The sequence below is a fragment of the Rhodococcus koreensis genome (genome assembly GCF_017068375.1).
GTDB classification, from domain to species: domain Bacteria; phylum Actinomycetota; class Actinomycetes; order Mycobacteriales; family Mycobacteriaceae; genus Rhodococcus_F; species Rhodococcus_F koreensis.
The window spans coordinates 3509908-3534200 of the sequence record NZ_CP070609.1 but is presented as its reverse complement, the minus strand read 5'-3'; the positions used below and the strand labels follow the sequence as shown (position 1 = coordinate 3534200).

Annotated in this window: 20 protein-coding genes; 15 read left to right on the top strand and 5 right to left on the bottom strand. The window is 67.5% G+C overall.

Annotated elements, in window-relative coordinates:
- Positions 1–70: 70 nt before the first annotated feature.
- Positions 71–838, bottom strand: a complete 768-nt coding sequence (locus JWS14_RS16315; RefSeq protein ID WP_206013797.1) for a hypothetical protein — start codon at positions 836–838, stop codon at positions 71–73.
- Positions 839–969: 131 nt separating this feature from the next.
- On the opposite strand from JWS14_RS16315, the gene JWS14_RS16310 reads away from it, so the two are divergent.
- Positions 970–1215, top strand: coding sequence for a sigma factor-like helix-turn-helix DNA-binding protein (locus JWS14_RS16310; protein WP_206013796.1), 246 nt, complete (start codon positions 970–972; stop codon positions 1213–1215).
- A 127-nt stretch (positions 1216–1342) separates the two neighbouring features.
- On the opposite strand, the gene JWS14_RS16305 is transcribed toward JWS14_RS16310, so the two are convergent.
- From JWS14_RS16305 to JWS14_RS16295, 3 genes are read right to left on the bottom strand one after another with little or no spacing between them, the layout of a single operon-like run.
- Positions 1343–3943: an AMP-binding protein gene (locus JWS14_RS16305; protein WP_206013795.1), complete on the bottom strand. Its 2601-nt coding sequence runs from the start codon at positions 3941–3943 to the stop codon at positions 1343–1345.
- Positions 3943–4812, bottom strand: coding sequence for an alpha/beta fold hydrolase (locus JWS14_RS16300; RefSeq protein ID WP_206013794.1), 870 nt, complete (start codon positions 4810–4812; stop codon positions 3943–3945). Before JWS14_RS16300 ends, JWS14_RS16305 begins: the two co-directional genes overlap by 1 nt.
- A complete protein-coding gene (locus tag JWS14_RS16295; RefSeq protein WP_095861775.1) occupies positions 4809–5591 on the bottom strand; it encodes an SDR family NAD(P)-dependent oxidoreductase in 783 nt (260 codons plus the stop codon). The genes JWS14_RS16300 and JWS14_RS16295 overlap by 4 nt, the downstream gene beginning before the upstream one ends.
- A 234-nt stretch (positions 5592–5825) precedes the next feature.
- Between JWS14_RS16295 and JWS14_RS16290 the strand changes: the two genes are divergently transcribed.
- Genes JWS14_RS16290 through JWS14_RS16260 form a run of 7 tightly spaced genes read left to right on the top strand, consistent with a single transcriptional unit; the run spans position 5826 to position 13472 of the window.
- Complete coding sequence (locus JWS14_RS16290) at positions 5826–6680, top strand: CoA transferase (RefSeq protein WP_206013793.1); 855 nt, start codon at positions 5826–5828, stop codon at positions 6678–6680.
- The gene (locus JWS14_RS16285; RefSeq protein ID WP_206013792.1) at positions 6677–7852 is read left to right on the top strand and encodes a thiolase family protein; all 1176 of its coding nucleotides are present in this window, start codon (positions 6677–6679) and stop codon (positions 7850–7852) included. The genes JWS14_RS16290 and JWS14_RS16285 overlap by 4 nt, the downstream gene beginning before the upstream one ends.
- Before the next feature lie 9 nt (positions 7853–7861).
- Entirely contained in the window at positions 7862–9529 is a 1668-nt protein-coding gene (locus tag JWS14_RS16280; RefSeq protein WP_206013791.1) for a long-chain-fatty-acid--CoA ligase, read from the top strand.
- Complete coding sequence (locus tag JWS14_RS16275; RefSeq protein ID WP_072944463.1) at positions 9526–10314, top strand: enoyl-CoA hydratase/isomerase family protein; 789 nt, start codon at positions 9526–9528, stop codon at positions 10312–10314. Before JWS14_RS16280 ends, JWS14_RS16275 begins: the two co-directional genes overlap by 4 nt.
- A gap of 9 nt (positions 10315–10323) precedes the next feature.
- Positions 10324–11484 carry an acyl-CoA dehydrogenase family protein gene (locus JWS14_RS16270; RefSeq protein WP_206013790.1) on the top strand — a complete coding sequence of 387 codons (1161 nt, stop codon included), beginning with the start codon at positions 10324–10326 and terminating at the stop codon, positions 11482–11484.
- A gap of 46 nt (positions 11485–11530) precedes the next feature.
- A complete protein-coding gene (locus tag JWS14_RS16265; RefSeq protein ID WP_206013789.1) occupies positions 11531–12289 on the top strand; it encodes a 3-hydroxyacyl-CoA dehydrogenase in 759 nt (252 codons plus the stop codon).
- 28 nt (positions 12290–12317) lie between these two features.
- Entirely contained in the window at positions 12318–13472 is a 1155-nt protein-coding gene (locus JWS14_RS16260; protein ID WP_206013788.1) for an acetyl-CoA C-acetyltransferase, read from the top strand.
- Between the two features lie 95 nt (positions 13473–13567).
- Here the strand turns inward: JWS14_RS16260 and JWS14_RS16255 are convergent, their stop codons facing one another.
- Positions 13568–14185: a TetR/AcrR family transcriptional regulator gene (locus tag JWS14_RS16255; protein ID WP_072944470.1), complete on the bottom strand. Its 618-nt coding sequence runs from the start codon at positions 14183–14185 to the stop codon at positions 13568–13570.
- Between the two features lie 303 nt (positions 14186–14488).
- Between JWS14_RS16255 and JWS14_RS16250 the strand changes: the two genes are divergently transcribed.
- The 7 genes from JWS14_RS16250 to JWS14_RS16220 all read left to right on the top strand — a co-directional run bounded on the left by JWS14_RS16250 (position 14489) and on the right by JWS14_RS16220 (position 24293).
- Positions 14489–14782 (top strand): TetR family transcriptional regulator, encoded by a 294-nt coding sequence (locus tag JWS14_RS16250; protein ID WP_241031366.1) that lies wholly within the window; start codon positions 14489–14491, stop codon positions 14780–14782.
- Between the two features lie 176 nt (positions 14783–14958).
- A complete protein-coding gene (locus JWS14_RS16245) occupies positions 14959–16320 on the top strand; it encodes an MFS transporter (RefSeq protein WP_072944472.1) in 1362 nt (453 codons plus the stop codon).
- 76 nt (positions 16321–16396) lie between these two features.
- Complete coding sequence (locus JWS14_RS16240) at positions 16397–17506, top strand: LuxR C-terminal-related transcriptional regulator (RefSeq protein WP_206013787.1); 1110 nt, start codon at positions 16397–16399, stop codon at positions 17504–17506.
- 144 nt (positions 17507–17650) lie between these two features.
- A complete protein-coding gene (locus JWS14_RS16235) occupies positions 17651–19717 on the top strand; it encodes a hydantoinase/oxoprolinase family protein (RefSeq protein WP_072944476.1) in 2067 nt (688 codons plus the stop codon).
- Positions 19718–19727: 10 nt separating this feature from the next.
- A complete protein-coding gene (locus tag JWS14_RS16230; RefSeq protein ID WP_206013786.1) occupies positions 19728–21647 on the top strand; it encodes a hydantoinase B/oxoprolinase family protein in 1920 nt (639 codons plus the stop codon).
- Between the two features lie 312 nt (positions 21648–21959).
- Positions 21960–22724 carry an SDR family NAD(P)-dependent oxidoreductase gene (locus tag JWS14_RS16225; protein WP_206013785.1) on the top strand — a complete coding sequence of 255 codons (765 nt, stop codon included), beginning with the start codon at positions 21960–21962 and terminating at the stop codon, positions 22722–22724.
- 105 nt (positions 22725–22829) lie between these two features.
- Positions 22830–24293, top strand: coding sequence for an aldehyde dehydrogenase family protein (locus JWS14_RS16220; protein WP_206013784.1), 1464 nt, complete (start codon positions 22830–22832; stop codon positions 24291–24293).

The following is a 24293-nucleotide window of genomic DNA, read 5'->3' as shown; positions in this document are numbered from 1 at the left end:
AGGTGAGTGGCAAAGTGTGTCCCGGCACGCATCGGCACTCACGTAGGCAGGGACCCGCGACAGATCCGGCTCAGCCCCTGTCTCGGTCACGCAGGTAGACGGCCAACGGCGCGTGGCGTTGTATGCGTGACAGGGCGATTCGACGCGCCACCGCCCACATCAGCGCCGAGATGACGACGGCGAGGACGACGCACAGCGCGAAGTCCGCGGTACCCATCCGCGAGTGCACGTCGGCCGGACGCACGAGGCGCCACAGCACGACCGGGACGACGGCGATCGCCGCCGAGAACGCAGGGAACACCCCGTACGGCACCACCAGCAGGATCAGCCACCGGACGACGACGGTGCGCCACCGGGCACGTTGTTCCCATCGCCAGCGCAGCGGCCGCTGGTGATACGGGAAGTACACCCCGACCAGACTCGACCCGGCGAGCGCACCGAACGGGCACAGCGCCACCGCGACCACCACCACCGCAGTGAACAGCCAGTCCTGCTCGGCGAAGCCCACGACGATCGCGATGGTCGCGCAGATCGGGGCGATCAGCATCCACAGCGCCACCGCCTTGGCGCCGAGCATCGCACCCAGCGCGTCTCGGTCGTCGAGTGCGGCGAGAACCCGCTCACTGTCCGGCGCCAGCACGTTGGTGGCGGTGACGTCGGCGTACATCCAGCCCGCCAGGGCGAGCGCGAAACCCGACGGCCCGGTCCACTCGAACAACCAACTCCGGGGCAGCAGGAACCAGGCCCCGATCATCAGGACGGCATTGAACGCAACGGTCGCGAGCGTGTCTGCCGGGTTGCGCCAGATTCTGATCCACTCCGCACGAAGAGCGGCCATGACATTCAGCGTAAAGCGTCGGGCCGGCCGTCGGAGCCGTGTCTCAGGATCCCGGACGATCGGGACGCCGGTCCCTTCCACCTGGGACATCGGGTCGGCGACAGTGGTGCGATCCGAGAGAAAGGCCTGTCGTGACCATCGACGACGAGGAGGCAGCCGGGGCCGCGATCCTGATGGATTCCCTCCCCGACCACCACCGGACCGTGCTGCGACTCCGGCTCGCGGACCGCCTCCCGGCCGTCGAGGTGGCGCGCGTCCTCGGGACGAACGTCGAGGCCGTACTCCTCCTCCAGCACGCGGCGCTCAACCTCCTCCGGCGGCAACTCGCGGCGAGGGTGGTGGTCGACGGCGACAATCCGGCGAACGGGCGGTACTGATCGACGCTGCGAGATCCCGCGGTGCTGCCGCGGGAAGAGGTCCGGCTGCCGCCACGGCGTCGAGTCGGCGGGTTACCGGACTTGCCGAGCCTGGGACGTGTTTCGCTGCCAGTTCCCCATCGCGCGGTCACTGTGCCGACGCCGTTTCGACCGCCCGGAGTTCGAGGAGGCACGCTTCGGGTTGTTCGGTGGCGCCGGGAATCGAGGTCACGAACCAGAAGTCACCGTCCCGGTCGACGCGAAACAGGTCGCCGGTAGCCATCCACTCGTCATCCCGGTCGAACACACCGCGCAGCGCGATGTCGTTGCCGGCGAAGATCTTCCCCGAGGCGTCGACGAGCAGTTGGCCGACCTGTCCCGGCCGAGCAGGCACCGCGTAGCCGTCCTCGCCGGTGCGGATCCGGCCGTCCTCCATCTCGACGACGCACACCCGTGGCGTTCCCGGCAGCGGCTTGCCCACCGAACCGATCTTGCGACCGCTGACATTGCCGAGGATTGCGTCCGAACGCGTCGAGGCGTACATCTCCAGGACACCGACCGATCCGAACCGGTCGCTGACCCGCCGCCACAGGTCGGCCGGCATCGCCGAGCCGACGAAGAGCCGAATGGGATGGTTCTTCCGGATTCGCTCCGGCGCGTCGGCCAGCGGTTCGAGCATGTCGCGGGTGTAGGTCACCACTGTGGCCCGGTTGCGGCGTACCTGGGACCAGAACGTGTCGGGGTCGAACTCGTCGATCAGTGCCACGCGGGCACCGGATGCGGTTGCGGCGGCCGTCGCCAGCAGCAGACCGGTCGGGTGGTGCAGTGGGCTGCTGGAGTAGATCGTGTCGCCCGGGGTCAACGCGCACGCGGTCGAGGCCGCCAACGCGGAGGTCGCCCACCGGCCGTTGGTGATCAGATCGGCGCGGGTCTGCTCCTCAGCGCCGCCGAAGAGGACGAACGCGACGTCGCCGGCGCACCCCGGGTTCGCCCGGTACCAGGCAGGCAGGCGCACGCGGTCGGGATCGACCTGCTCGAGGTCGACTGCGCCGGACGGAATGTCGCGGTCTTCGTGGACTGCGCCGAGAACGAACACCGGCAGCGCGGTCGTTGCCGCGGTCGCCGCGTGCTCGGGGTCGGCGAGGATCTTCGTCACGTGCCCGAGCCGTATCTCTTCGGCAAGGTCGTGCCCCGGGCGGTGCAGCACGGTGACCGCACCGATGCGGTTGAGGGCCGCGATCGCGACGAGGGAGCTCGGGCGGGTGTGCATGAGCACTCCGACGCGCTCGCCCTTGCGGACACCCGCCGACACCAGCCCGCAGACGACGCTGTCGATGCGTTGTTTGGTTTCCGCGTGGGTGTGCACGCGATCGGCGAACAGGAAGGCCACCTTGTCCGGGCGCGAGCGGGCCAGGTCGTCGAGCAGCGCACCGTAGGAGATCGTGGTGCGCGGACCCATCGATTCGAGCCGCACCAGGCGGGGCGCCGCAGCGGCCGCTTCCCTCGACAGCTCGACGACCGTGGTGGCCAGGTGCTTCCCGGCGCGCGACAGGGCGGCGGGGAGGTTGAACCCGGTTCCGGCGACGAGACCGGCGCCGTAGGTCAGTCCGGCGATGCTTCCGCGTGGGGCCGGTGCCTCGACGTCGGAGGACGACTCGAGTTCCTGTATGAAGTCCGGCAGGTCACCCTCGCCGTTCGTCCAGCGCACCCACGCACCGATGCCGGGCCAGGTTTTCTGCTTGGCATGCGAGCTGACCGGCAGCCCGAAGTGTCCGACCGGCAGGGTGCATTCGTGGATGTCGGCGTTGGGTGCCGCCCGCCGGACCGCGCGCACCGTCGTCGGCGGTGCCAGGAAGTCGGCCTCCCCGACGAAGGTGAGGATCGGGCAGGTGATGTCTGCGAATCCGACGGTGCGGTCACCGATCACGACGCCGCCCTCGACCAGGCGGTTGTCCGCGAGCAATTCGAGCAGTTCGACGAGTGCGGGACCGGACCAGCTGATCCACGCACCGGTTTTGAGGAATTTGCGTTGCGGTTCGCGTGGCAGCAGCGACTCGCGGTCGTGCAGGGCGAGCAGGAACTCGATGTCGTTGCGGATGTTGCGGTGTGGGCTCGACCAGTTGAACAGCTGTGTGACGAACCATCGGGGAAGGCCGGTCTTGCCGATGATCTTGCTCTCGAGCCCGACGATGCCCCAGAACAGGTCCTGTGGAACGACGCGGTCGATGTCGAGGGTCGTGAGCGGGCTGCCCAGCGCGATCACGCTCGCCACACCGGCATTGCCGAGATACGCGGTCGCCGTGTAGCAGAAGATGCCGCCCTGGCAGTACCCGACGAGATGCACGTCCCGACCGGTGGCCTGCCGGACCCGTTGCACCGCGTCGGCGACGGCGAGTACGTGGTCACCGAACGTGCGCTCGTTGCCGCCCGGCTCGACCGCCGGATCTCCGAAGTCGACCACCCACGGGTCGAGGCCCTGCTCGCGCAGCATCGCGACCGCACTGGTCTGCGGCGAAATGTCCCACACGACGGCAACCTGCGACAGCGGTGGCACGAGGACGACCGGCGGAAGCCCGGCCGGCGAGTCCGGGTAGTAGTGCCGCAGGCGGTACACCGGTTCGTGTGCCACGACGTCGTGCGGTGCGGGCTCCTCCTCGGTCTTGAGGCCGCCGTACCTGGCGACCTCGATGCCGTTGACGATGGTGGCGATGACGCGATCGATGTTGCTCGCGGTCGGGGTCGAGCCCATTAGCTGTCTGCTTTCGGTGTCGGTTGGTTGCAGGGGGTGGACAGGATCAGGTCGGCGATGCGGCCCGGTTCCTCGAGTTGCGGGCAGTGGCCGCAGTTGTCGAGAGTCTCGAGTGTTGCCGTGGGCACCGTGGCCAGGAAGGCCGGCGCGCTGTTCGGATCGGCCAGCTTGTCTTCGCGGCCCCAGATCAGTAGGACCGGTAGGCGGATCCGGTCGGTTCGCAGGGGGTCGTGATCGCTCTCCCGACTCAGCGCGAGCAGATCGCTGCGCAATCTGCCCACATCACGCATGCCGTGGACGTGCTCCGCGTACCGCAGCGCGAGCCCGGACTCGGCGCGGCCTGCGGCGAGGCCGCGCGCATAGAACCGCGCTGCCCCGCGGCGGATCAGCGCCGCGGGCACGGGTGCTCGGTCGACGAACTGCAGCATCGGATCCAGGCAACGCAGGACCGTCGTGAGATACCGCAGTCGCCAGCCGTAGGCCAGGCCTGCCGGCCCGATGCCGACCACGGCGCCGAGGGGCACCTCGCTGCGGGCGGCCGCGCGCAGCGCGAGCAGGCCGCCGAGCGAGTTTCCCACCACAACCACATCGCCGCGTTCGGCGTAGGCACGTACGAACCCGTCGACGAACGCGTCGTGGTGGGGCAACGCCGGGCGGGCCAGCCGATCGGCGCGACCGCTGCCGGGCAGATCGACCGCCACTGCGCGGCGGCCCCGGCTCGCGAACTCCTGCAGGAGCGGGCGCCACGAGTCCGCCGAGTCGGTGAAGCCGTGCAGCAGCAGGATCGGCGGCCCGTCTCCGTCGACTTCGAGCACTCGGGTGGATACGCCGGCGACGACGATCGGCCGCTCGTTGATCGGGGAACTCATGAGAGCAGTAACCCGCCGTCCACCACGAGCTGGCTTCCGGTCATGTAGCTGCTGGCGTCGGAGGCGAGGAAGACCATCGCCGCGGCGAGTTCGGCGGGGTCACCGAGGCGGCCCATGACGAGTCGGGGACCGATGAGTTCGGTGGGCATGCCGTCGGTCATCTCCGAGGGGAAGAACCCCGGGAGCAGTGCGTTGACTCGAATTCCCTTGCGCCCCGACCACTGTCGCGCGAGTGACCGGGTGAGACCGAGAAGCCCTGCCTTCGACGCCGAGTACGCCGTCGTGGGGGCGTCGAGTGTGGTGTGCGCCATGACGCTGGCCACGTTCACGATCGACGAGCCAGGCGCCATCGCCGGGGCGACGGCCTGAGCCATCGAGAAGCATGCCGTGAGGTTCACCGCGACGACCCGTTCGAACTCGGCCAACGACAGCCGCGACGCGGGGGCGTGGTCTTCGATGCCGGCATTGTTGACCAGCACGTCGACGCGCCCGAACCGCTCCACGGCCGCACCGACCACCTTGTGACAGTCGTCGGCGTCCGTGACGTCCGCGGCCACGGCGAGGCCGCTGCGACCGGTGCCGGTCACCGTGGCGAGGGTGTCCTCCAGAAGGGGTGCGCGCCGTGCGGCGACCACCACGTCCGCACCGGCCTCGGCACATGCCGCGGCGAACGCGACCCCGAGCCCCGACGACGCCCCGGTGATCACGACAACCTTGTCCCGAAGGCCGAACTTGTCGGCCAGGACGGGCCGAGGACCTGCTGTGCGGGCATAGCTCATGACTGATTCCTAAGTTGTGATGATTGTGGTCTGGCGCAACGAAGTTCGCTGAACGGCGATGATCACGACACTTCATTATCCTATACGACTGTATAGAAAAACATTCAGATGTAAAGCCTGAGGCACGGCGCACCCCGAGCTCCCGCGACGAGGGCGCGATGCGATACCGCTGACCAGTTCTATTTACAAACAGATATTTTCCGATACAGTTGTATAGCAACGAAGGGAATGTTGATGCTCGAATCCAAATCGCTCGAGGGCGTACGGGTCCTCACACTTGCCGTGAATCTGCCGGGACCACTCGCCGTCGCCCGCCTGCAGGTGATGGGAGCGGCGGTCACCAAGATCGAACCGCCCGAGGGTGATCCGCTCCGCAGCGCGTCCCCGCAGTGGTATCGCGAACTCACACAGGGCCAGCAGGTTCTCACAGTGGATCTGAAGGATCCGGCGGGGCGCGAACGGCTGGATACCGAGTTGGCCGGCTCCGACCTACTGGTGACCGCCATGCGGCCCTCCGCGCTGCGCCGACTCGGGCTCACCGAACTGCAGTCGGTGCACCCACGGCTCGCGCACGTGGAGATCGTCGGCCACGACGGCGCACTCGAGGACCTGCCCGGTCACGACCTGACCTACCAGGCGGTGAACGGCACACTGCAGCCGCCGCTCATGCCCACCGTTCCCGTCGCCGACCTGCTCGGCGCCGAACGTGCCGTGTCGGCAGCGCTCCTCGCTCTCGGTGCATCGTCGAAACCCCGTCGGGGCGAGAGCTACCGTGTGATCCTCGCGGATGCGGCAGCCGATGCCGGCGCCGCGGTGCGCCACGGCCTGATGGGGCATTCGTCGACACCGCTCGGTGGCGCCGTTCCCGGATACGGCATCTACGCCACCTCCGACGGGCACATCGCCCTCGCGGCGCTCGAACCGCATTTCTGGTCCCGCACCCTCGGCGCCCTGGGCGTCGCGGGGGAACGCGACGAACTCGAGCGCATCTTCGCCACCCGGACCAGCAAGGACTGGGAAGAACTCGCCGAGCGGGTCGACATACCGCTCATCGGAATTCAGAAACCTGGACAAGGAGTACCAGCATGACCGTTCGTGAAGCCGTGATCGTCGGCGCCGTCCGCACCCCGGTCGGGCGGCGAGGCGGCGCGTTGAGCGCCTGGCACCCGGTCGACCTGCTCGGACAGACGCTGCGGGCGCTGGTCGAGCGCACCGGCATCGATCCCGCCCAGATCGACGACGTGATCACCGGTTGTGTTCTGCAGCAGGAACAACAGGCGGGCAACATCGGCCGGCACGCCGTGCTCGCCGCCGGATTTCCGGAGTCGGTGCCCGCGGTGACCGTCGACCGGCAGTGCGGCTCGGGTCAGCAGGCGGTCAGCTTCGCCGCGCAGGGCGTGCTCGCGGGCTCCTACGATCTCGCGATCGCCTGCGGTGTCGAGTCGATGTCGCAGGTGCCGATGCCGGCCGCGATGGTGCCCGGGGCACCGCTCGGACCGCATTACAGCCCGCGCGAACTCGCCCGTTACGGCGGCGCCCTCGTGGCGCAGGGCCCGTCGTCGGAGCTGATGAACGAAAAATTCGACCTGAGCCGGGCTGCCCTGGACGCCTTCAGCGCCCGCAGCCATGGGCGCGCTCTCGCCGCGACCCGGGCGGGGAAGTTCCGCGAGCAGTTGGTACCGATGCGGGTAAATCCCGACGATGCGGCCAGCACGCTCGTCGAGAGTGACGAGGGCATCCGCGAGCACCTCGACCGCGACAAGATGGCATCGTTGAAGACGGTGTTCGCCGCCGACGGGCGCACCACCGCCGCGAACTCGTCGCAGCTCAGTGATGGTGCCGCCGCCCTGCTGATCGCCGACCGCGCGTTCGCCGAACGCCACGGACTGACGCCCAGGGCACGGTTCCGCGCGCTGTCGGTGGCAGGCGCCGATCCGGTCATCCAGTTCACCGCGGTCCTCGACGCCACCCGCAAGGCTCTGGAGTTCTCCGGTCTCGGGGTCGACGACATCGACCTTTTCGAGGTCAACGAGGCCTTCGCCGGAGTCCCGATGATGTTCGCACAGGAATTCGGGGTCCCCGACGACAAGCTCAACGTCAACGGCGGATCGGTCGCCATCGGCCATCCCCTCGGATCAACCGGCGCCCGGATGCTCACCGACCTGCTGTGCGAGCTCGAGCGCTCCGGCGCATCGGTTGGGCTGCAGAGCATCTGCGAGGCGAACGGCACCGCCAACACCACCATCATCGAACGGATCTGAGGAGCAGTGATGACGAGCGCGATCATCCAAGGTCTACCGTCCACGCACGGCGACCACTACCAGTTGAACACCACCACCCTGATCCGGCACTCGGCCCGCACGTACCCCGAACAGCAGATCGTGTTCCGCACCGCGGACGGCGGCTGGGACCGCTACACCTACGCCGACGCCTACCGGCGGGTCCAGCGGGCGGCGAACGTCCTGACGTGGCTCGGGATCGGGCCGGCCGACATGGTCGGCATCCTGGACTGGAACAGTAAGCGGCACTACGAGCTGTACTGGGCGATCCCGGGTATCGCCGCGGCAATGCTGCAGATGAACCTGCGGCTGTCACCCGAAGACCTCGCCTACGTGGTGGGTCACAGTGACGCACGGTTCATCTTCGTCGACGAGTCACTGCTCCCTGTTGCCGAAGCCCTCGCCCCACACGCACCGAACGTCAAGGGCTGGGTGCTGATGTCGGACAAGCCGATGTCGCAGATCAGCACCACGCTCGAGAACGTCCACCACTTCGAGGACCTCATGGCCGACGCGAGCGAGGTGTACGACTGGCCCATGATCGACGAACACGCCACCTACAGTGCGTGTTACACCACCGGAACCACCGGGCGGCCCAAGGGGATCTACTACTCGCACCGCGGCATCTACCTGCACACCATGAGTCAGGCGGCAGCGCTGAGTATGAGCGCGGACGACGCCGTCATGCTCATCACCCCGATGTTCCACGGACAGTCCTGGGGGCTGCCGCAGACCGGAACCTACAGCGCCGCGAAGATCGTGCTTCCCGGCCGGTACATGGCCGAGGACACCTCGGTGCTGGTCGACGAGATGATCGCCGAAGAGGTCACCGTCGCCAACGGCGCGCCGGCGATCTTCGAGCCGATGCTCGACTACATCAGGACCCTGGACGTCAAACCCGATTTCCGGCGGACGAAACTGCTCTCCGGTGCCACCGAGCCGCCACTGTCGATGATGCGCGGTTTCCACGACCTGACCGGCGCCGACATCCTGCACGGCTACGGCGCCACCGAGACCACGCCGTTCGTCACCGCAAACGGTGCGATCAAGCCGTCGCTGCGCACCACGCTGACCGACGAGCAGAAGTGGGATCTCAAACGCTCGCAGGGTCTTCCGGTCAACGGTGTGGACATCCGGATCGTCGACGCCGACGGCAACGACCTGCCGCACGACGGACAGGCGCAGGGTGAGATCCTGCTCCGCGGACCCTGGATCATCGAGCGCTACCACAAACTCGACGACGACGGCGACCGCTTCCAGGACGGGTACTGGCGCAGCGGAGACGTCGGCAAGATCGATGCGCACGGCTACCTGAAACTGACCGACCGCATCAAAGACGTCATCAAGAGCGGCGGCGAATGGATCTCGTCCATCGACATGGAGAACGCGATCACCGCCCACCCGAAAGTCGCCGAAGCCGCCGTGGTCGGCGTCCACCACCCGCGCTGGCAGGAACGCCCCGTGGCGCTGGTCGTCACCACAGACGGCGACGACCTGCCGATCGAGGAGATCCACGCCCTCCTCACGGGGTCGTTCGCCAAGTGGCAGCTGCCGGACACGGTCGTCTTCTGCGACCGACTGCCCCGAACCAGCGTTGGCAAGCTCGACAAGAAGGTGATGCGCGCCGCGCACGCCGACATCTACAAGGACACCCTGTGACTGAAACACCGGCAATTCTCGTCACCACCCGGCAGGGCGGCATCGCCATCCTCGAGATCAACCGCCCCGGCTCGAAGAACAGCATGAGCAACGATCTGCTCGCCGCGATGGCCGCAGAATTGCGCGCCCTCCGGCACGACGACGACATTCGCGCGGTGATCATCACCGGGGCAGGCGGAACGTTCTGCGCCGGAGCCGACATCACCGGCTTCGACACTCTTCGTGACGCCGCGCTGCTCGGCGCGCGGGAGGAGTTCGGGGGCACGTTCTGGTCCGACCTGGCGACCTTCCCCAAACCCGTCATCGCCGCCATCGAGGGGTTGGCGCTGGGCGGCGGGTGCGAACTGGCCCTCGCCTGCGACATCGCCATCGCGGGTGAATCCGCGAAATTCGCAGTGCCCGAGGTCAAGCTGGGAGTGATCCCCGGCGCCGGGGGCACCCAGCGTCTGGTCGGTGCGGTCGGAAAGTCAAAGGCCATGGCGATGTTGCTGTCCGGTGACTTCCGCACCGCAGACCAAGCCTGCGCCGCGGGCCTGATCGCCGAGACGGTCCCGGACGGTGAGGCACGGGCGCACGCCGTTGCTCTCGCACAGCGGATCGCGAAGAATTCCCCGCTGGCGGTGGCGCTGGCCAAGGACGCCGCTCTGCGCGCACTCGAGACGTCACTGAGCCAGGGCCTCGAACACGAAAAACGCAACTTCCACATCGCCGTACGGTCTGCGGATTGTCACGAGGGGCAGTCCGCGTTCCTCGCCAAACGCGCCCCCGCCTTCACCGGAAAGTAGAAGCCCGTCATGTCTGAACTATTTCCCGACTACCGCTCCCCGTGGGAGAACGACGACCAGCAGGTGCTGCGGAAGCACGCCGCCGAGTTCTTCCACAAGGAATGCACACCCCACCAGGAACGGTGGGCCGCGCAACACCAGGTCGACCGTGACTTCTGGAACAAGGCCGGTGCCGCGGGACTGCTGTGCCTCGACCTTCCGGAGGAATTCGGTGGTGGCGGCGGCAACTTCGGCCATGAGGCCGTCGTCCAGCAGGAGTTGACGTTCGCCCACGATTCCGCGTTCGGGTTCGGGGTGCACTCCACGATCGCCGCCCACTACATCTCCGCGTTCGGCACCGACGAGCAGCGGGCGCGGTGGCTGCCGAAACTGGTCACCGGTGAGCTGGTCCTCGCCATCGCGATGACCGAACCCGGCACCGGATCGGATCTACAGTCGGTGCGGACCACCGCCATCCGCAACGGCGAGGACTACGTGATCAACGGGTCGAAGACGTTCATCTCCAATGGCTCGCATTGCGATCTGCTGATCATCGTCGCCAAGACCGACGCCTCCCTCGGAGCGAAGGGCATCTCGCTGCTCGTCGCCGAAACCGAAAGCCTGCCCGGCTTCGAACGCGGTCGCGTCCTGCAGAAGATCGGTCAGCACGGACAGGACACCCGCGAACTGTTCTTCACCGACATGCGTGTCCCCGTCGGCAACCTCCTCGGCGGCGTCGAGGGCCAGGGCTTCTACCAGTTGATGCAGCAACTCCCACGGGAACGGCTGAGCATCGGCATCACCGGCGTCGCCATGGCCGAAGCCGCCGTCACCGAGGCCATCCGCTACGCCAAGGACCGCTCCGTGTTCGGCAAGTCGGTCCTCGACTACCAGAACACCAAATTCGTGCTGGCCGAATGCAAGACGGAGGTCCTGGCCGGCAAGACACTGATCGACCACTGCATCCAACGGGCCATCGACGGCACCCTCGACGCCGCGACCGCATCGATGGCCAAGCTGTGGGGATCGGAGAAGCAGTGCGAGATCGTCGACCGCTGCCTGCAGATCTTCGGCGGCTACGGCTACACGATGGAATACCCGATCGCCCAGATGTACACCGCGGCACGCGTGCAGAAGATCTACGGCGGCACCAACGAGGTCATGAAAGACCTCATCGCCCGCACCCTCTGACTCACCCATCTCGTTCGTCCCCGCATCACTTCACAGGAGTACACCCATGAACATTTCCGGCACCACCGCCCTCGTCACCGGCGGCGCATCCGGCCTCGGTCTGGCCACCGTCACCGCGCTGGCGAAGTCCGGCGCCCGCGTGATCGCGCTCGACCTGCCGTCCGCCGACCCCGCGGATCTCACCGCGCTGGGGGAGTCCGTGCAATTCGTGCCCGCCGACGTCACCGACGACGCCGCGGTCACCGACGCCGTCGCGCTGGCCAATATCGATCGCGGACTGCGGATCGTGGTGAACTGCGCCGGAATCGGCAACGCCATCAAGACCGTCGGCAAGGACGGGCCGTTCCCACTGGACGCGTTCGAGCGCGTCATCAAGGTCAACCTCACCGGAACCTTCAACGTCATCCGCCTCGCCGCCCACGCGATGGCGCAGAACGAGCCTGTCGCAGGTGAACGCGGAGTCATCGTGAACACCGCCTCGGTCGCCGCGTTCGACGGGCAGATCGGGCAGGCCGCCTACTCCGCATCGAAGGGCGGCGTCGTCGGGGCCACCCTGCCCATCGCCCGCGATCTGGCGTCACTGCAGATCCGGGTGAACACCATCGCCCCCGGCCTGTTCAAGACCCCGCTGCTCGCCACCCTCCCGGAGAAGGCGCAGCAGTCCCTCGGCGCCCAGGTCCCGCACCCCAGCCGACTCGGGGATCCCAGCGAATACGCCCAGCTCGTCGAGGCGATCGTCACCAACCCGATGCTCAACGGCGAAACCATCCGCCTCGACGGCGCCATCCGCATGGCACCGCGGTAACGACGCCCGGGCAACGAAGGAGCAGCACGTGTCACAGGCATACATCGTGGACGCGGTTCGGACCCCGGTCGGCCGACGCGGGGGTGGCCTCGCCGGCGCGCACCCGGTCGACCTCGCGGCGCATGTCATCCGAACACTGATCGGGCGCAACGATTTCGACCCAGCCATGGTGGACGATGTGATCCTGGGGTGCCTGGACACCATCGGGGCACAGTCCGGCGACATCGCCAGGATCGCGGCGCTCGGGGCCGGACTGCCGGAGTCGGTGCCCGGGGTCACCGTGGACCGGCAATGCGGGTCCTCCCAGCAGGCGGTGCACTTCGCGGCGCAGGCCGTGATGAGCGGGACCGCGGACATCGTCGTGGCCGGCGGCGTCCAGAACATGAGTCAGATCCCGCTGATGTCGTCCGTCACGGCCGGCGAACCGTACGGTGCCACCGATCCGTACTCGGGTTCGAAGACGTGGACCGCCCGGTACGGCGGCGAAGAGATCTCCCAGTTCCGGGGCGCCGAACTGATCGCCCGGCGATGGAACTTCGACCGCTCCGCGATGGAGGCCTACGCCCTCGAAAGCCACCGCCGGGCCGTGCACGCCCTCGAGCAGGGATACTTCGACGCCGAAATCGAACCCTTCGACGGCGTGGCCGTGGACGAGTGCCCACGCCCGGACACTACGGCGGCGAAGATGGCAGCACTGCCCACCCTGACCCCGCAGGGCCGGCTGACCGCCGCGGTATCCAGCCAGATCAGCGACGGTGCCTCGGGCATGCTCATCGCCTCCGAGTCGGCGGTGAACAGATTCGGCCTGACACCGCGCGCCCGCGTGCACCACATGAGCGTGCTGGGAGCGGATCCGATCATGATGCTCACCGCCCCCATCCCGGCGACCCGCCGGGCCCTGGTCCGATGCGGCCTGTCCATCGACCAGATCGACGCCTACGAGGTCAACGAGGCCTTCGCGCCCGTCGCGATGGCCTGGCTCCACGACATCGGAGCAGATCCCGAACGGCTCAATCCCCACGGCGGCGCGATCGCCCTCGGCCACCCGATCGGAGCGACCGGCACCCGGCTGATGACCACCCTGCTGCACGAACTCGAATGCACCGGCGGGCGGTACGGACTCCAGGCCATGTGTGAGGGCGGCGGCCAGGCGAACGTCACCATCATCGAACGGCTCGGCTGAGGTCCCCCCGGCCGGAACGACAGTGCGGGTGCACCCCGAGGGTGCACCCGCACTGATGTCTGCCGTAATCGCGTGACCGGCGGGCCCGGCCGAGGTCACGAAGCCGGATCGGGATCCTCCATCCCCACCACCAGAACCGGCCGATCCTCCACCGGCGCGTCCGGGCCGGCCAACTGCTCCCACATCGTGTTGATCATCGGCGCGAGAAACAGCTGCCCGAGCTGGCGCACCAGAACTTCGATCACCTGCACGCTGTCGCGTTTCTTCGTCGAGGCGACACCGGAGTCCCGTAACTTCGTGATCTCCGCGTACGTGAGGTCGGTCAGACGCTCGAGGAGACGACCCCTCGGGCCGGCCGGATCGAGCAGTGCGCGCCGAATATAGTTCACGACAGTCGGATTCGCCTCCAGCATCCGGCCGACCGCCTCGTCGCGTGCCGACGCCACCTCCGCCGGCGATCCCGTGCTCGCGGCTCCCGCGATCGCGGTCGCGAAATAGTCGATGACCAACTGCTCGACGGCATCTCGGATACCCGCCTTGGTCTTGAAATGGTGCTGCACCAGCCCCACCGTGACCCCCGCGGCCGCGGCAACCGCCCGCATCGACACCCGATCCTCCCCGTCACGGGAATACAGATCGAGCGCCGCATTACGAATGCGGGCCTTCGCCGTCAGGTCCGCATCGCTGGCACGTGGATCAACCAAGGGCTCCATACCCACCTCTTCTCTTCTCACCGCCACTATACAGATGAACAACAACCAGTACGGCCGAGAGGGAGGCGGGTACCCCGGGTCTTCGTGTTCGATTGGAATCGATCAGCGCGTTCACGCACGGCGTCGAACTGCGGCAAGACGAGCTACGCAATTTGTCGAACGCGTACCCCCATCACTGCCGAACGGGCGGTCCGGGCGGCTGACGGCGGAATGGGCCCGGCCGGTGAGACGCAGTGACCGTTCAGGCCAACGCTGCGGCAACGGCCTCGGCCGCGGCGAATGCGGCGTTGTCCAATTCGTCGTGTGAAGGCTGCGTTCGAACTCGCTCAGCGTGACGGCGCCGCGGGGCTGACGATGCGTCGCCTCGGCGTGGAACTGAAGGTCGATGCGACGATTCCGTACCGGCTGTTCCGCGACAAGGACGAATTGCTGCTGGCGGTCTACGACCACGCGACCCGGCCGAGCGTCGAATGGTCGAGCTTGATCCTCGCGACGTTCGCCCGGTCGGACCTGTCACGCGAAGCCACTGCGATCGACGATCTGGTCGTCGAGTCCGTGCCGGCGGCTGCCGAGCGCGAGAGCGTCGAATCGGCGTAGCGAATCACCACTGTTCGCGCGTTACGCGGCAGCGGTCCGCGACCCTCGCCCCGGGTATCGATCGAGGGGTGGCGCACGTCCCTTTCGTTCACCACCCGTGATCCCAGTCACTTGATTTTAAAGATTATGCATAATAGATTAACGCGACAAGTTGGCCCCGAGAGAGGACTTGACGCGTGGCGAAGAAACGCGAGATATCCGTTCGGCGGGAATCCCCCAAGAGCGTGAAGAAGGTCGGAGCTGCTGTCATCATCGGAACCTCGCTGGAGTGGTTCGACTTCTACCTCTACGCGTCGATGGCGGCGCTCGTCTTCGGCAAGGTGTTCTTCCCGTCGGCGAATTCGTCGGCCAGCACCCTCGCGGCGTTTTCCACGTTCGCGGTCGGATTCCTGGCCCGGCCCTTCGGGGGCATCCTCTTCGGAATCCTGGGTGACCGCATCGGGCGCAAGGCTGTGCTGTCGATCAGCCTGCTGATCATGGGAATCGCGTCCGGGCTCATCGGACTCGTACCGTCGTATGCCGCGATCGGCGTGGCGGCGCCGGCGCTGCTGATCATTCTGCGGATCCTGCAGGGCTTCGGTGCGAGTGCCGAACTGGGCAGCGCAATCACGGTGGCGTACGAGCATGCCGACGAGAAGACCAGGGGCCGGTACGGCGCCTATCCGGTGATGGGCGCCCAGATCGGCCTGCTTGCGGCGTCGCTCGCAGTTGCCGCGGTCACCAGCCTCGACGACGAAGCCCTCTACACGTGGGGATGGCGGGTGCCGTTCATCGCGAGCTTCGCGATCGTGATCGTGGGTTACTGGATTCGCCGCGCGATGCCCGAGTCGGAGGAATTCGAGAAGGTGGCGACCGAGGCGCGGCAACGTAAGGGCTTCCAGGTTCTGCGCGACCTGGTGCGCGGCAACTGGCGGGGCCTGGTCGTGGTCGCGGCCGTGTACGGCGGGTACTCCGCCCTCTCCTACACCTTCAAGACGTTCTCACTGTCCTACCTCACGGAGTTTCAGGGTGTGGCGAAGAATGTCGGCGCCCTCGGGGTGACGTTCGCGAGCATCGCGGCGATCATCGCGTGTCCGCTGATTGGGCGCCTGTCCGACCGTGTGGACACCCGCAAGGTCATGATCGGCGCAGCGATCGGGGTCGCCCTGATGGCCTTCCCGGCGTTCTGGCTGTTCGACACCGGCCGCTCCCCGCTCATCTGGGGTGTCATGGTCGTGACCACGGGTGTCCTGGCGCCGATGATCATGGTGGCGGCGAGCCCGTACATGGCACGGCAATTCCCCACCGAGGTCCGCGCCTCGGGTATCGGCACCGGCCGGGAGGTCAGCGGCGCCGCAGCAGGGGGCCTGGCCCCGATCCTCGCGCTGACGATGGTGACCATGTCGCCCAGCCACTCGACGTGGGGCGTATCGCTACTGATCATCGGGTGCGCGGTTCTGGTGGTCGTCGGCGGGCTGTTCGACCAATCCCGTCGGGTGACACGCGACGCGACCGCGCCGTCGGAGGTCCCGGAGGCGCTGGAGCCGCAGCGCCGCTAGCCCGCCGCGGGTCGTGACGTGGCTCAGCAGGATGCCTAGCATGGTGCGTAGGTCAGCGACTTCATGGGAGTGCAGTATGCGCAACTCGTCTATCCGGCAGGATGCCGTCGCGCTGCACGATGCGATCGCCGACATCACCCACGACGTGAGTGTGCTGCTCGACCGCGACCTGAGCGGTCCGCAGCCGGTCGGCGCACAGTCCCACAGTCAGGCGCTGGGCTGGCTGTGGGACTTGGTGACTGCGGAGATGACGTGTGCGATCGGCCGTCACGACCAGTCGTGCGATGTTCTGACGGCCTTGATGGCGATTCTCGGTCGCATCCGCGAGGCGGAGGCTGCGGTGGCGCAGCTGGGGCTGGCCGACCACGCGGAGAGTCTGGCTACGGTTCAGTCGGCGTTGGCACGGGTCGGCGACGCGCAGACCGTCGACGCGCTGCTGGCCCGCGCTCCCGAGGCGGTGTGCAGCCTCGGCTTCGATCGTGCGCTGCTGTCGACGGTGGACGGGTCGTGGCGGTTGCATTCGATGCACGTCGTCCGCGACCCTCGCTGGGCGGAGGAGATCGTGGCGGTGGGCAGGGAGAATCCGCCCGTTCTCGACCGCATGCTCGTCGAGAACGACACCGTGGTCGGTGCTCGAGCGACGCTCGTCCACGAGGTGCAGGACAACCTTCGCGTCAACCGCCCGCTGGCCGAGATCACCAGATCCTCGTCGTACGGCATTGCGCCGCTGATGGTCGACGGCGACGTCGTCGGCCTGGTGCACGGCGACTGCTATCACCAGCAACGCAAATTCACCAGTGTCGATCAAGCACTGTTGTCGACGTTCGCCGAAGGGATGAGCCAGAACCTGGCGAGAGTCAGTGTGCTCGAGGGGCTTTCGGCGGTGCGTACCCAGCTGGACGGACTCGGACGCTGGACCAAGGCATCCGGCCCCGGGGTAGCAGTAGCGAAGTCCGTCGCGCTCGGTCGCGACGACGACTCCGTCCTCACCCGCCGCGAGGTGCAGATCGTGCGACTCATGGCGGAGGGCGACTCCAACGGCAAGATCGCCCGCAGGCTGGTCATCTCCGAGGGAACCGTCAAGACCCACATCACCCGCATCCTTCGCAAACTCGGCGCAGCCAACCGGGCCGAGGCCGTGTCGATCTGGTTGCGCAATTCCGACGTCACGCGAACTACGACGTAAGGCTGACGTCGGCCGAAGGTCGTACGGATCTACGACCTCCGTCAGATGTTCCCGCATCCTCCGTGCGGAAGAGTGACGTGTAACACAAACGTGGCGCAGATGCACTGCGCATGTCACTGAAGCACACAGCACGGAGGCCGAGATATGACGCAGAGTGAGCGGGCAGCCGACTGGATTGTCGGCATCGATGTCGGTGGCACCTTCACCGACATCATTGCGCTCAACCGCAGGACGGGTGAGACCCGAGACGGCAAGGTGCTGTCGACCCTTCAGCAGGAGGAGGGGGTACTGCTGAGCATCGAGGCGATCGGTGTCGAGGTTCCGGACGTCGCCGAGATCGTGCACGGGCACACGGTGGGCATCAACGCCCTGCTCAGCCGCACCGGCGAGCGCACCGGTCTGATCGCGACGCGCGGTCACCGGGATCTGCTCGACATCGGTCGTATGCACCGCGAATTCGGTGACCGTTTCTACGATCCCACTTGGCTGCGACCGCACCAGGAGCGGCCCATCGTGCAGCGTGAATCGCGATTCGGCGTTCCCGAGCGACTGCGGTACGACGGGTCTGAGTTGTTGCCGTTGGACGAGAACGCCGTTCGCGACGCTGCACGTTCCCTCGCGAGCCAGGGTGCGAAGTCGGTGGCGGTGTGCCTGATGAACTCCTACATCAACCCCGACCACGAGCAGCGGGCGGCGGAGATCGTCGCAGAAGAGTTGCCGGACGCCTATATTCAGACCTCCGCGCTCTACCCGGTGACCAAGGAGCACGAGCGCACCACGACCGTCGCCCTCGACGCGTACGTGGGCCCGGCCGTCGTCGGCTACCTCGACCGACTGATGAGCCAGCTGTCCGAGCGCAATTACGCTGGGACGCTGTGGATCATGATGATGAACGGCGGTGTCGCGACGTTTGCCGACGCCGGCCGGGCCCCGGTGTTCCAGCTGGTCTCCGGTCCGGTCGGTGGTGTGAGCGGCAGCGTCAAGCTCGCCAACGAGAGCAGTTCGCCGAACCTGCTCACCATCGACGTCGGTGGCACGAGCACGGACGTGGCGGCGATCGTGCACGGCAAGACGCCGCTCACCGATCTGTGGACGTTGGAAACCGGTCTCACCCTGACCATGCCGTTGGTCGACGTGGAGAGCGTCGGCTCGGGTGCGGGTAGCCTGATCCGGCCCAGCACGCTCGGCAATGTGGCGGTCGGTCCGGCTTCGGCCGGATCGAATCCCGGTCCGGTGTGTTACCGGCGCGGGGGCGTCGAGCCCACGCTCACCGATGCGTGCGCGGCTCTCGGGGTCCTCCAGCCGGACCTGTTCGCCAACGGTTCCATTCGGCTCGACGTCGACGCATCGCTCGATGCGCTCCGGAAGACCGGGGAGCAGTTCGGCATGTCGGCCCTCGAGCTCGCGTCGGCCGCCTACGAGGTCGCGTGTGAGGACATCGCCGCGAAGGTCCGCACGATCTCGGTCTACCGGGGTCTCGACGTCCGTGAGTTCGCCCTGCAGCCCTCGGGGTCGGCCGGCCCCATGCTCGCCGACCGCGTCGGGCAGATCCTGGGTCTGGACAAGGTGATCGTGCCTCGCAACCCCGGCCAGTTCTCGGCCATGGGGCTGCTCCGCAGCGACCTGATGGTCACCCGGGCACAGTCGATCATGAGCCCGCTCGCACCCGCGAGCGCCGAAGCGATCGAGGCCGCGTTCGTTGGGCTGCAGGACCGCATCCGCCGCGAACTCGACAGCCAGGGCGCCGACGTGGATCGAATCCGCTTCGAGCGGGCCGTTTTCGCGATGTATCGCGGCCAGACGTGGGACAACCGCATGCCCATCCACTCCGGCGCTCTCACTGCCGGCAGTGTGGCCGATCTGGTGCCGCAGTTCCACGACTTCTACCGGGAGTCATACGGTTTCGCGGCCACCGAGATCCCCGTCGTGATCTCGACGGTGGAGGTGACGGCGATCATCCCGCGCGAGCAGCACAAGACCGACCTCACCCCCGACGACGGGGAGGCGTTCCTCCGCACGACGGAGCTCACCTTGCCGGGCACGACCGAGCAGGTCGAGGTGTCCATCTACGTTCGGGAGCGCCTCCAACCCTTCGAGCGGGTGCAGGGCCCCGCCCTCGTCGCCGAGAAGTTCGCGACAACCCTCGTCCTTCCGGGCCGGACGGCCTACGTGGACGGCGACCTGAATCTCATCATCGAGCCCCAGAGCTGAGGAGCAGACCATGACGATCACCACCCCTGACCCCGGCCCCGCGGTCGACGTCGAACTCGACATCCTCCGCTACGGCCTCACTGAGGTCGCCCGGGAGATGCTGGACTCGCTGATGCGCAGCGCCTTCTCCCCGGTCTGCCGCGACATCCTGGACTGCACCAGCGCGATTCACATGCGCACCGACGACGGCTGGGAAACGGTCGCGTTGTGGGAGGGCTGCATGCAGCACGCGTTCACCGCCCCGCACATCGCGAACTTCGTGATGGACGACTGGGACATCGACCGCATGCAGCCCGGTGACGTCATCTTCGTCAACGACCCGTGGCGCGGCACCATCCACCAGTCCGACGTCAACCTGCTCCGGCCCGTATTCGTTGACGGCCGTGTGGAGTTCCTGCTGCACTCGACATCCCACCTCGTCGACCTCGGCGGGGCGATCCCGGGTGGCTTCTCCAACGGCACCCAGACGCACTTCGAGGAGCAGCTGAAGCTGCCGCCGACGTTGCTGTACGCGAACGACGTTCCGGTTCGTCCGCTGTTCAACTTCATCCTGGAGAACAACCGGGTGCCGCAGCTCGTGCTCGGCGACCTGCGGGCCCTGCACGGCTGCCTGGTCGTCGGCGAGCGCCAGTTACAGGATCTGATCGCCCGCGGCGGCCTGGAGAAGGTGCGCGCGGCCGGCCGCTTCGCTATCGAGGCCACCGAGGCCAGCATGCGGCGCGGCATCGCGAGTATTCCGGACGGCGACTACACCGCAGAGGACTTCCTCGACGAGGACGGCGTCACCGACGAACCGATCCCGGTCAACGTGACGGTGAAGGTCCGCGGAGATTCCATGGAGATCGACTTCTCCGGTTCGGGTCGGCAGCCCCTCGGCAACTGTGGCACCGCCTGGTGCGAGGCCTCGCGCTGCATCGAGGCGGTCAAGCTGATGGTCGACCCGTCGACACCGGTCAACAGTGGCACGCTGCGGCCGATCGAGACTCTGCTGCCGTCCGGCAGCGTGGTGCAGGTTCTGCCGCCGTCGAGTTGCTCCAACCACGCCGACATCGGCGCGCGGGGGATCAACGTCGTCACCCAGGCACTGAGCCAGGCGATGGACGAGGCATTCGCCTGTGACACAGGCACTGCCGTCGTCGTCAGCCTCGGCGGCATCGACACCCGCCCGGGCCACGAAGGCACGCCGTGGGGTGCATTCGCGCTCGCCGGTGGCGGCTGGGGCGGCACGTGGAAGGACGACGGTGTCTCCTTCTGCGTGATTCCGATCGGAAACTGCCGGACGTCGGTGCAGGAACACGTCGAGATCGAGAGCCCCCTGGTCATCGTCCAGCACGAGATGGTGATCGACACCGCCGGAGCCGGAGAATTCCGCGGCGGTCTCGGCTCGGTCTACTCGATCTTCGCCGAGTCCGACACGATGGTCACCATCACCGCCGACCGGGTCCGCTGCGGCGCTCCCGGCTCGAACGGAGGTGGCGCCGGCTCGCCGGCCTACGGCTGGTACATCGAGAACTTCGACCTTGCCGAACATGGCGACCCACTCGACCTGCGTGGAGCCGAGCCGCTGTTCGGCATGTTCGACGACCAGGGCAGGCCGGACCCGAACAACGGTGAGTTCGGGCGCGGTGCGCGCTACCGGACCGGCAAGTTCTCCGGACTCGTCCTGAAAGCCGGCGATGCGCTGCGCTTCGTCATCGGCGGTGGCGGCGGCTGGGGTGACCCCCTCGCCCGTATCTCCGGGAAGGTGCTGCAGGACGTCCGCAGCGGACTTGTCAGCCCTGAGTTCGCGGCGGACGCCCACGGGGTCGTGATCGTGAACGGTGACGTCGACGAGGCCGCCACATCGGCACGACGAGCGCAGCTGGCCGCCGACCGCGACCAGGGGCGCTGGAGCGTGCCGGTGGCCACCCCCCGCAACTGGAATCTCTGAGAAAGGCATCCCCATGGCAGTCGACCGGCTCCTGTTCCCCCGTCCCGAGACCGACCGGGTCTACGTCGAACGCACGACCGTCGACGGCGCATGTCCGTCATGCGGCGCAACGAGTCTCGCTCGCTATCCCGTCGCCAACCACCTCGGGCCCCGCATGGTCGTGAAGTGCCAAGAGTGCTTTCACCATGTGTCGGTGACGCGTCCCGAGCCCGAGGACAACTGGCCCGCATGGCGTTCGCCGGCCCGCGACTGGCCGGCATCACGCGTCGGATAGATCGGTACCACAACGTCTGCTCGGAAGGATGATCGGAAATGTCAGGATTGCTCGACGGGAAAGTAGTACTCGTTACCGGCGCGGCGGGAGGCATCGGGCGCGCGACATCCCTGCTGGCCGCGAAGGAAGGCGCCCGGGTCGCGGCGACCGATGTGTCCGAGGAAGGCGTCGCGGCGACGGCGGACCTCGTGCGTGCGGCGGGCGGTGACGCGGTCGCGCTTCCCGCCGACCTCACGGTCGGATCGTCGGTGGATGCGATGGTCGCCGCGGCGGTGGAACACTACGGCCGCCTTGACGGCGCGTTCAACAATGCGGGCGTGAGCGGCGGGCAGATCGGTCAGGGTGGTCGATCCGTCGCGGATTGGGACGAGGAGGCATTCGACCGGGCCATCGCGGTAAACCTCAAGGGCGTGTGGCTCTGTATGCGCGCCCAGTTGAAGCAGATGGTGACGCAGGGTGGGGGCGTCATCGTGAATACCGCATCGCTCGCGGGTCTCACCGGATTCAAAACCACAGCCGGGTATGCGGCGGCGAAACACGGCGTCATCGGCCTGACCAAAACTGCGGCAATCGAATACGCGCCGACCATCCGGATCAACGCGGTGTGCCCGGGTTACACCGACACCGATTTGATGAAGGACGCCAAGCGCCGCAGCGGATCCACCATCATGTCCCGGATTCCCTTCGGCGCACTCGCGCAACCCGACGATATCGCCGAGATGGCGTGCTGGCTCCTGTCCGATCGAGCCGGCTATGCAACCGGCGGCTCGTTCGTCGTCGACGGCGGCTACATGGCGGGATAGCGGCCGAAAGGCTCGTAAAAACATAATATATTGAGTATGGTGTCTTTGCGCGGCCGCGAGGCGGGAGGGGCGCCGTTCACGATCGAGAGACAGAGGTTCATTGTCATGACCGCACCGATTGTCGAGGCCGAGTGCCACATCGACGGCCGCCGGATCGCGGGCGAAGGGGAGGCGATCCGGTCGATCAACCCGACGACCGGTCGGGAACTGGCCGTCACACCGGCGGCGAGCCCCGCGCAGGTCGCCGCAGCGGTGTCCGCTGCCCGGCGGGCGTTCGACGACGGCGAGTGGAGCCGTCTCGGGCCTGGTGAGCGCGGTGCCCTGCTGCACCGGCTGGCGGATCTGCTCGAGCGGGACCGGGAGAAGATCGTCGACCTCGCCGCCACCGAGATCGGCACACCGATCAGCAGCGCCGCGGCCCTGCACGTCGATCTGCCCGTCCGATTCTTCCGGTGGTTCGCCGACGCGGCGGCGCGGGGGCCGCGGGACGGGTACGAGCAGCCCCTTCCGCTGCATCACGACCCGGTGGTCTCGAGCAGCATGCTGGTGCGGGACCCGGCCGGTGTGGTGGCCGCGGTCGTCGCCTACAACGTCCCGGTCATGATGTGCGCGTACAAGCTCGGCCCCGCACTGGCGTCGGGCTGCTCGACCGTCCTGGTGACCTCGCCGCGGGCCGTGTTGCTGACGGCCGCGATCATGCGGTTGATCGAGGAGGCGGGATTTCCGCCGGGCGCGGTCAACCTGGTCTTCGGTTCGCCGAGTGTGACTGCGCAGGTGGTCAGTGCCCCGGAGGTCGACCTGGTGACGTTCACCGGTTCCGCCGCGGTCGGCAGCAAGATCCTCACCTTGGCGGCCCCGACGCTGAAGAAGGTCGTCCTCGAGCTCGGCGGCAAGTCACCCAACATCGTGCTGCCCGGCACCGACATCGAGAAGGCGGTGCCCGCGTCCGCGCTGCGCTTCACCCGCAACAGCGGCCAGGCGTGCGGGGCGACGACACGAACCCTGGTGCCTCAGGCCGATTTCGACGAGTACGTCGAGAGGTCGGGCAAGTTCCTCGGTGGCCTCACGGTCGGCGACCCCCATCACCCCGACACTGTCCTGGGACCGCTGATCACCGGCGAACATCGTGGAAATGTGGAGGGCTTCCTGGCGCGCGCCCGGGAGGCGGGCGCCGAGATTCCTGTCGGTGGGGGCCGGCCGCCCGGCCTCGATGACGGATTCTTTCTCGAACCGACTCTGGTCACCGGTATCTCGAACGACGCGGAGATCGCGCAGGAGGAACTCTTCGCTCCCGTCGGGGTGGTGATGCCCTACACCGACCTGGACGACGCCTTCCGCATGGCCAACGATGTCAAGTACGCGCTCAACGCCAACGTGTGGGGCCCCACCCCCGACGCTCTCGCGTTCGCTCGCCGCCTGCGGTCGGGCACCGTCACCGTCAACGGCGGTGGCGGCATGCGCGGAGACGCCCCGTGGGGTGGACCCGGGCACAGCGGAATCGGCCGCGAGGGCGGAGAGGAGGGATTTCGGGAGTTCTTCGAGGTCAAGCACATTCAGTGGCCTGTATAA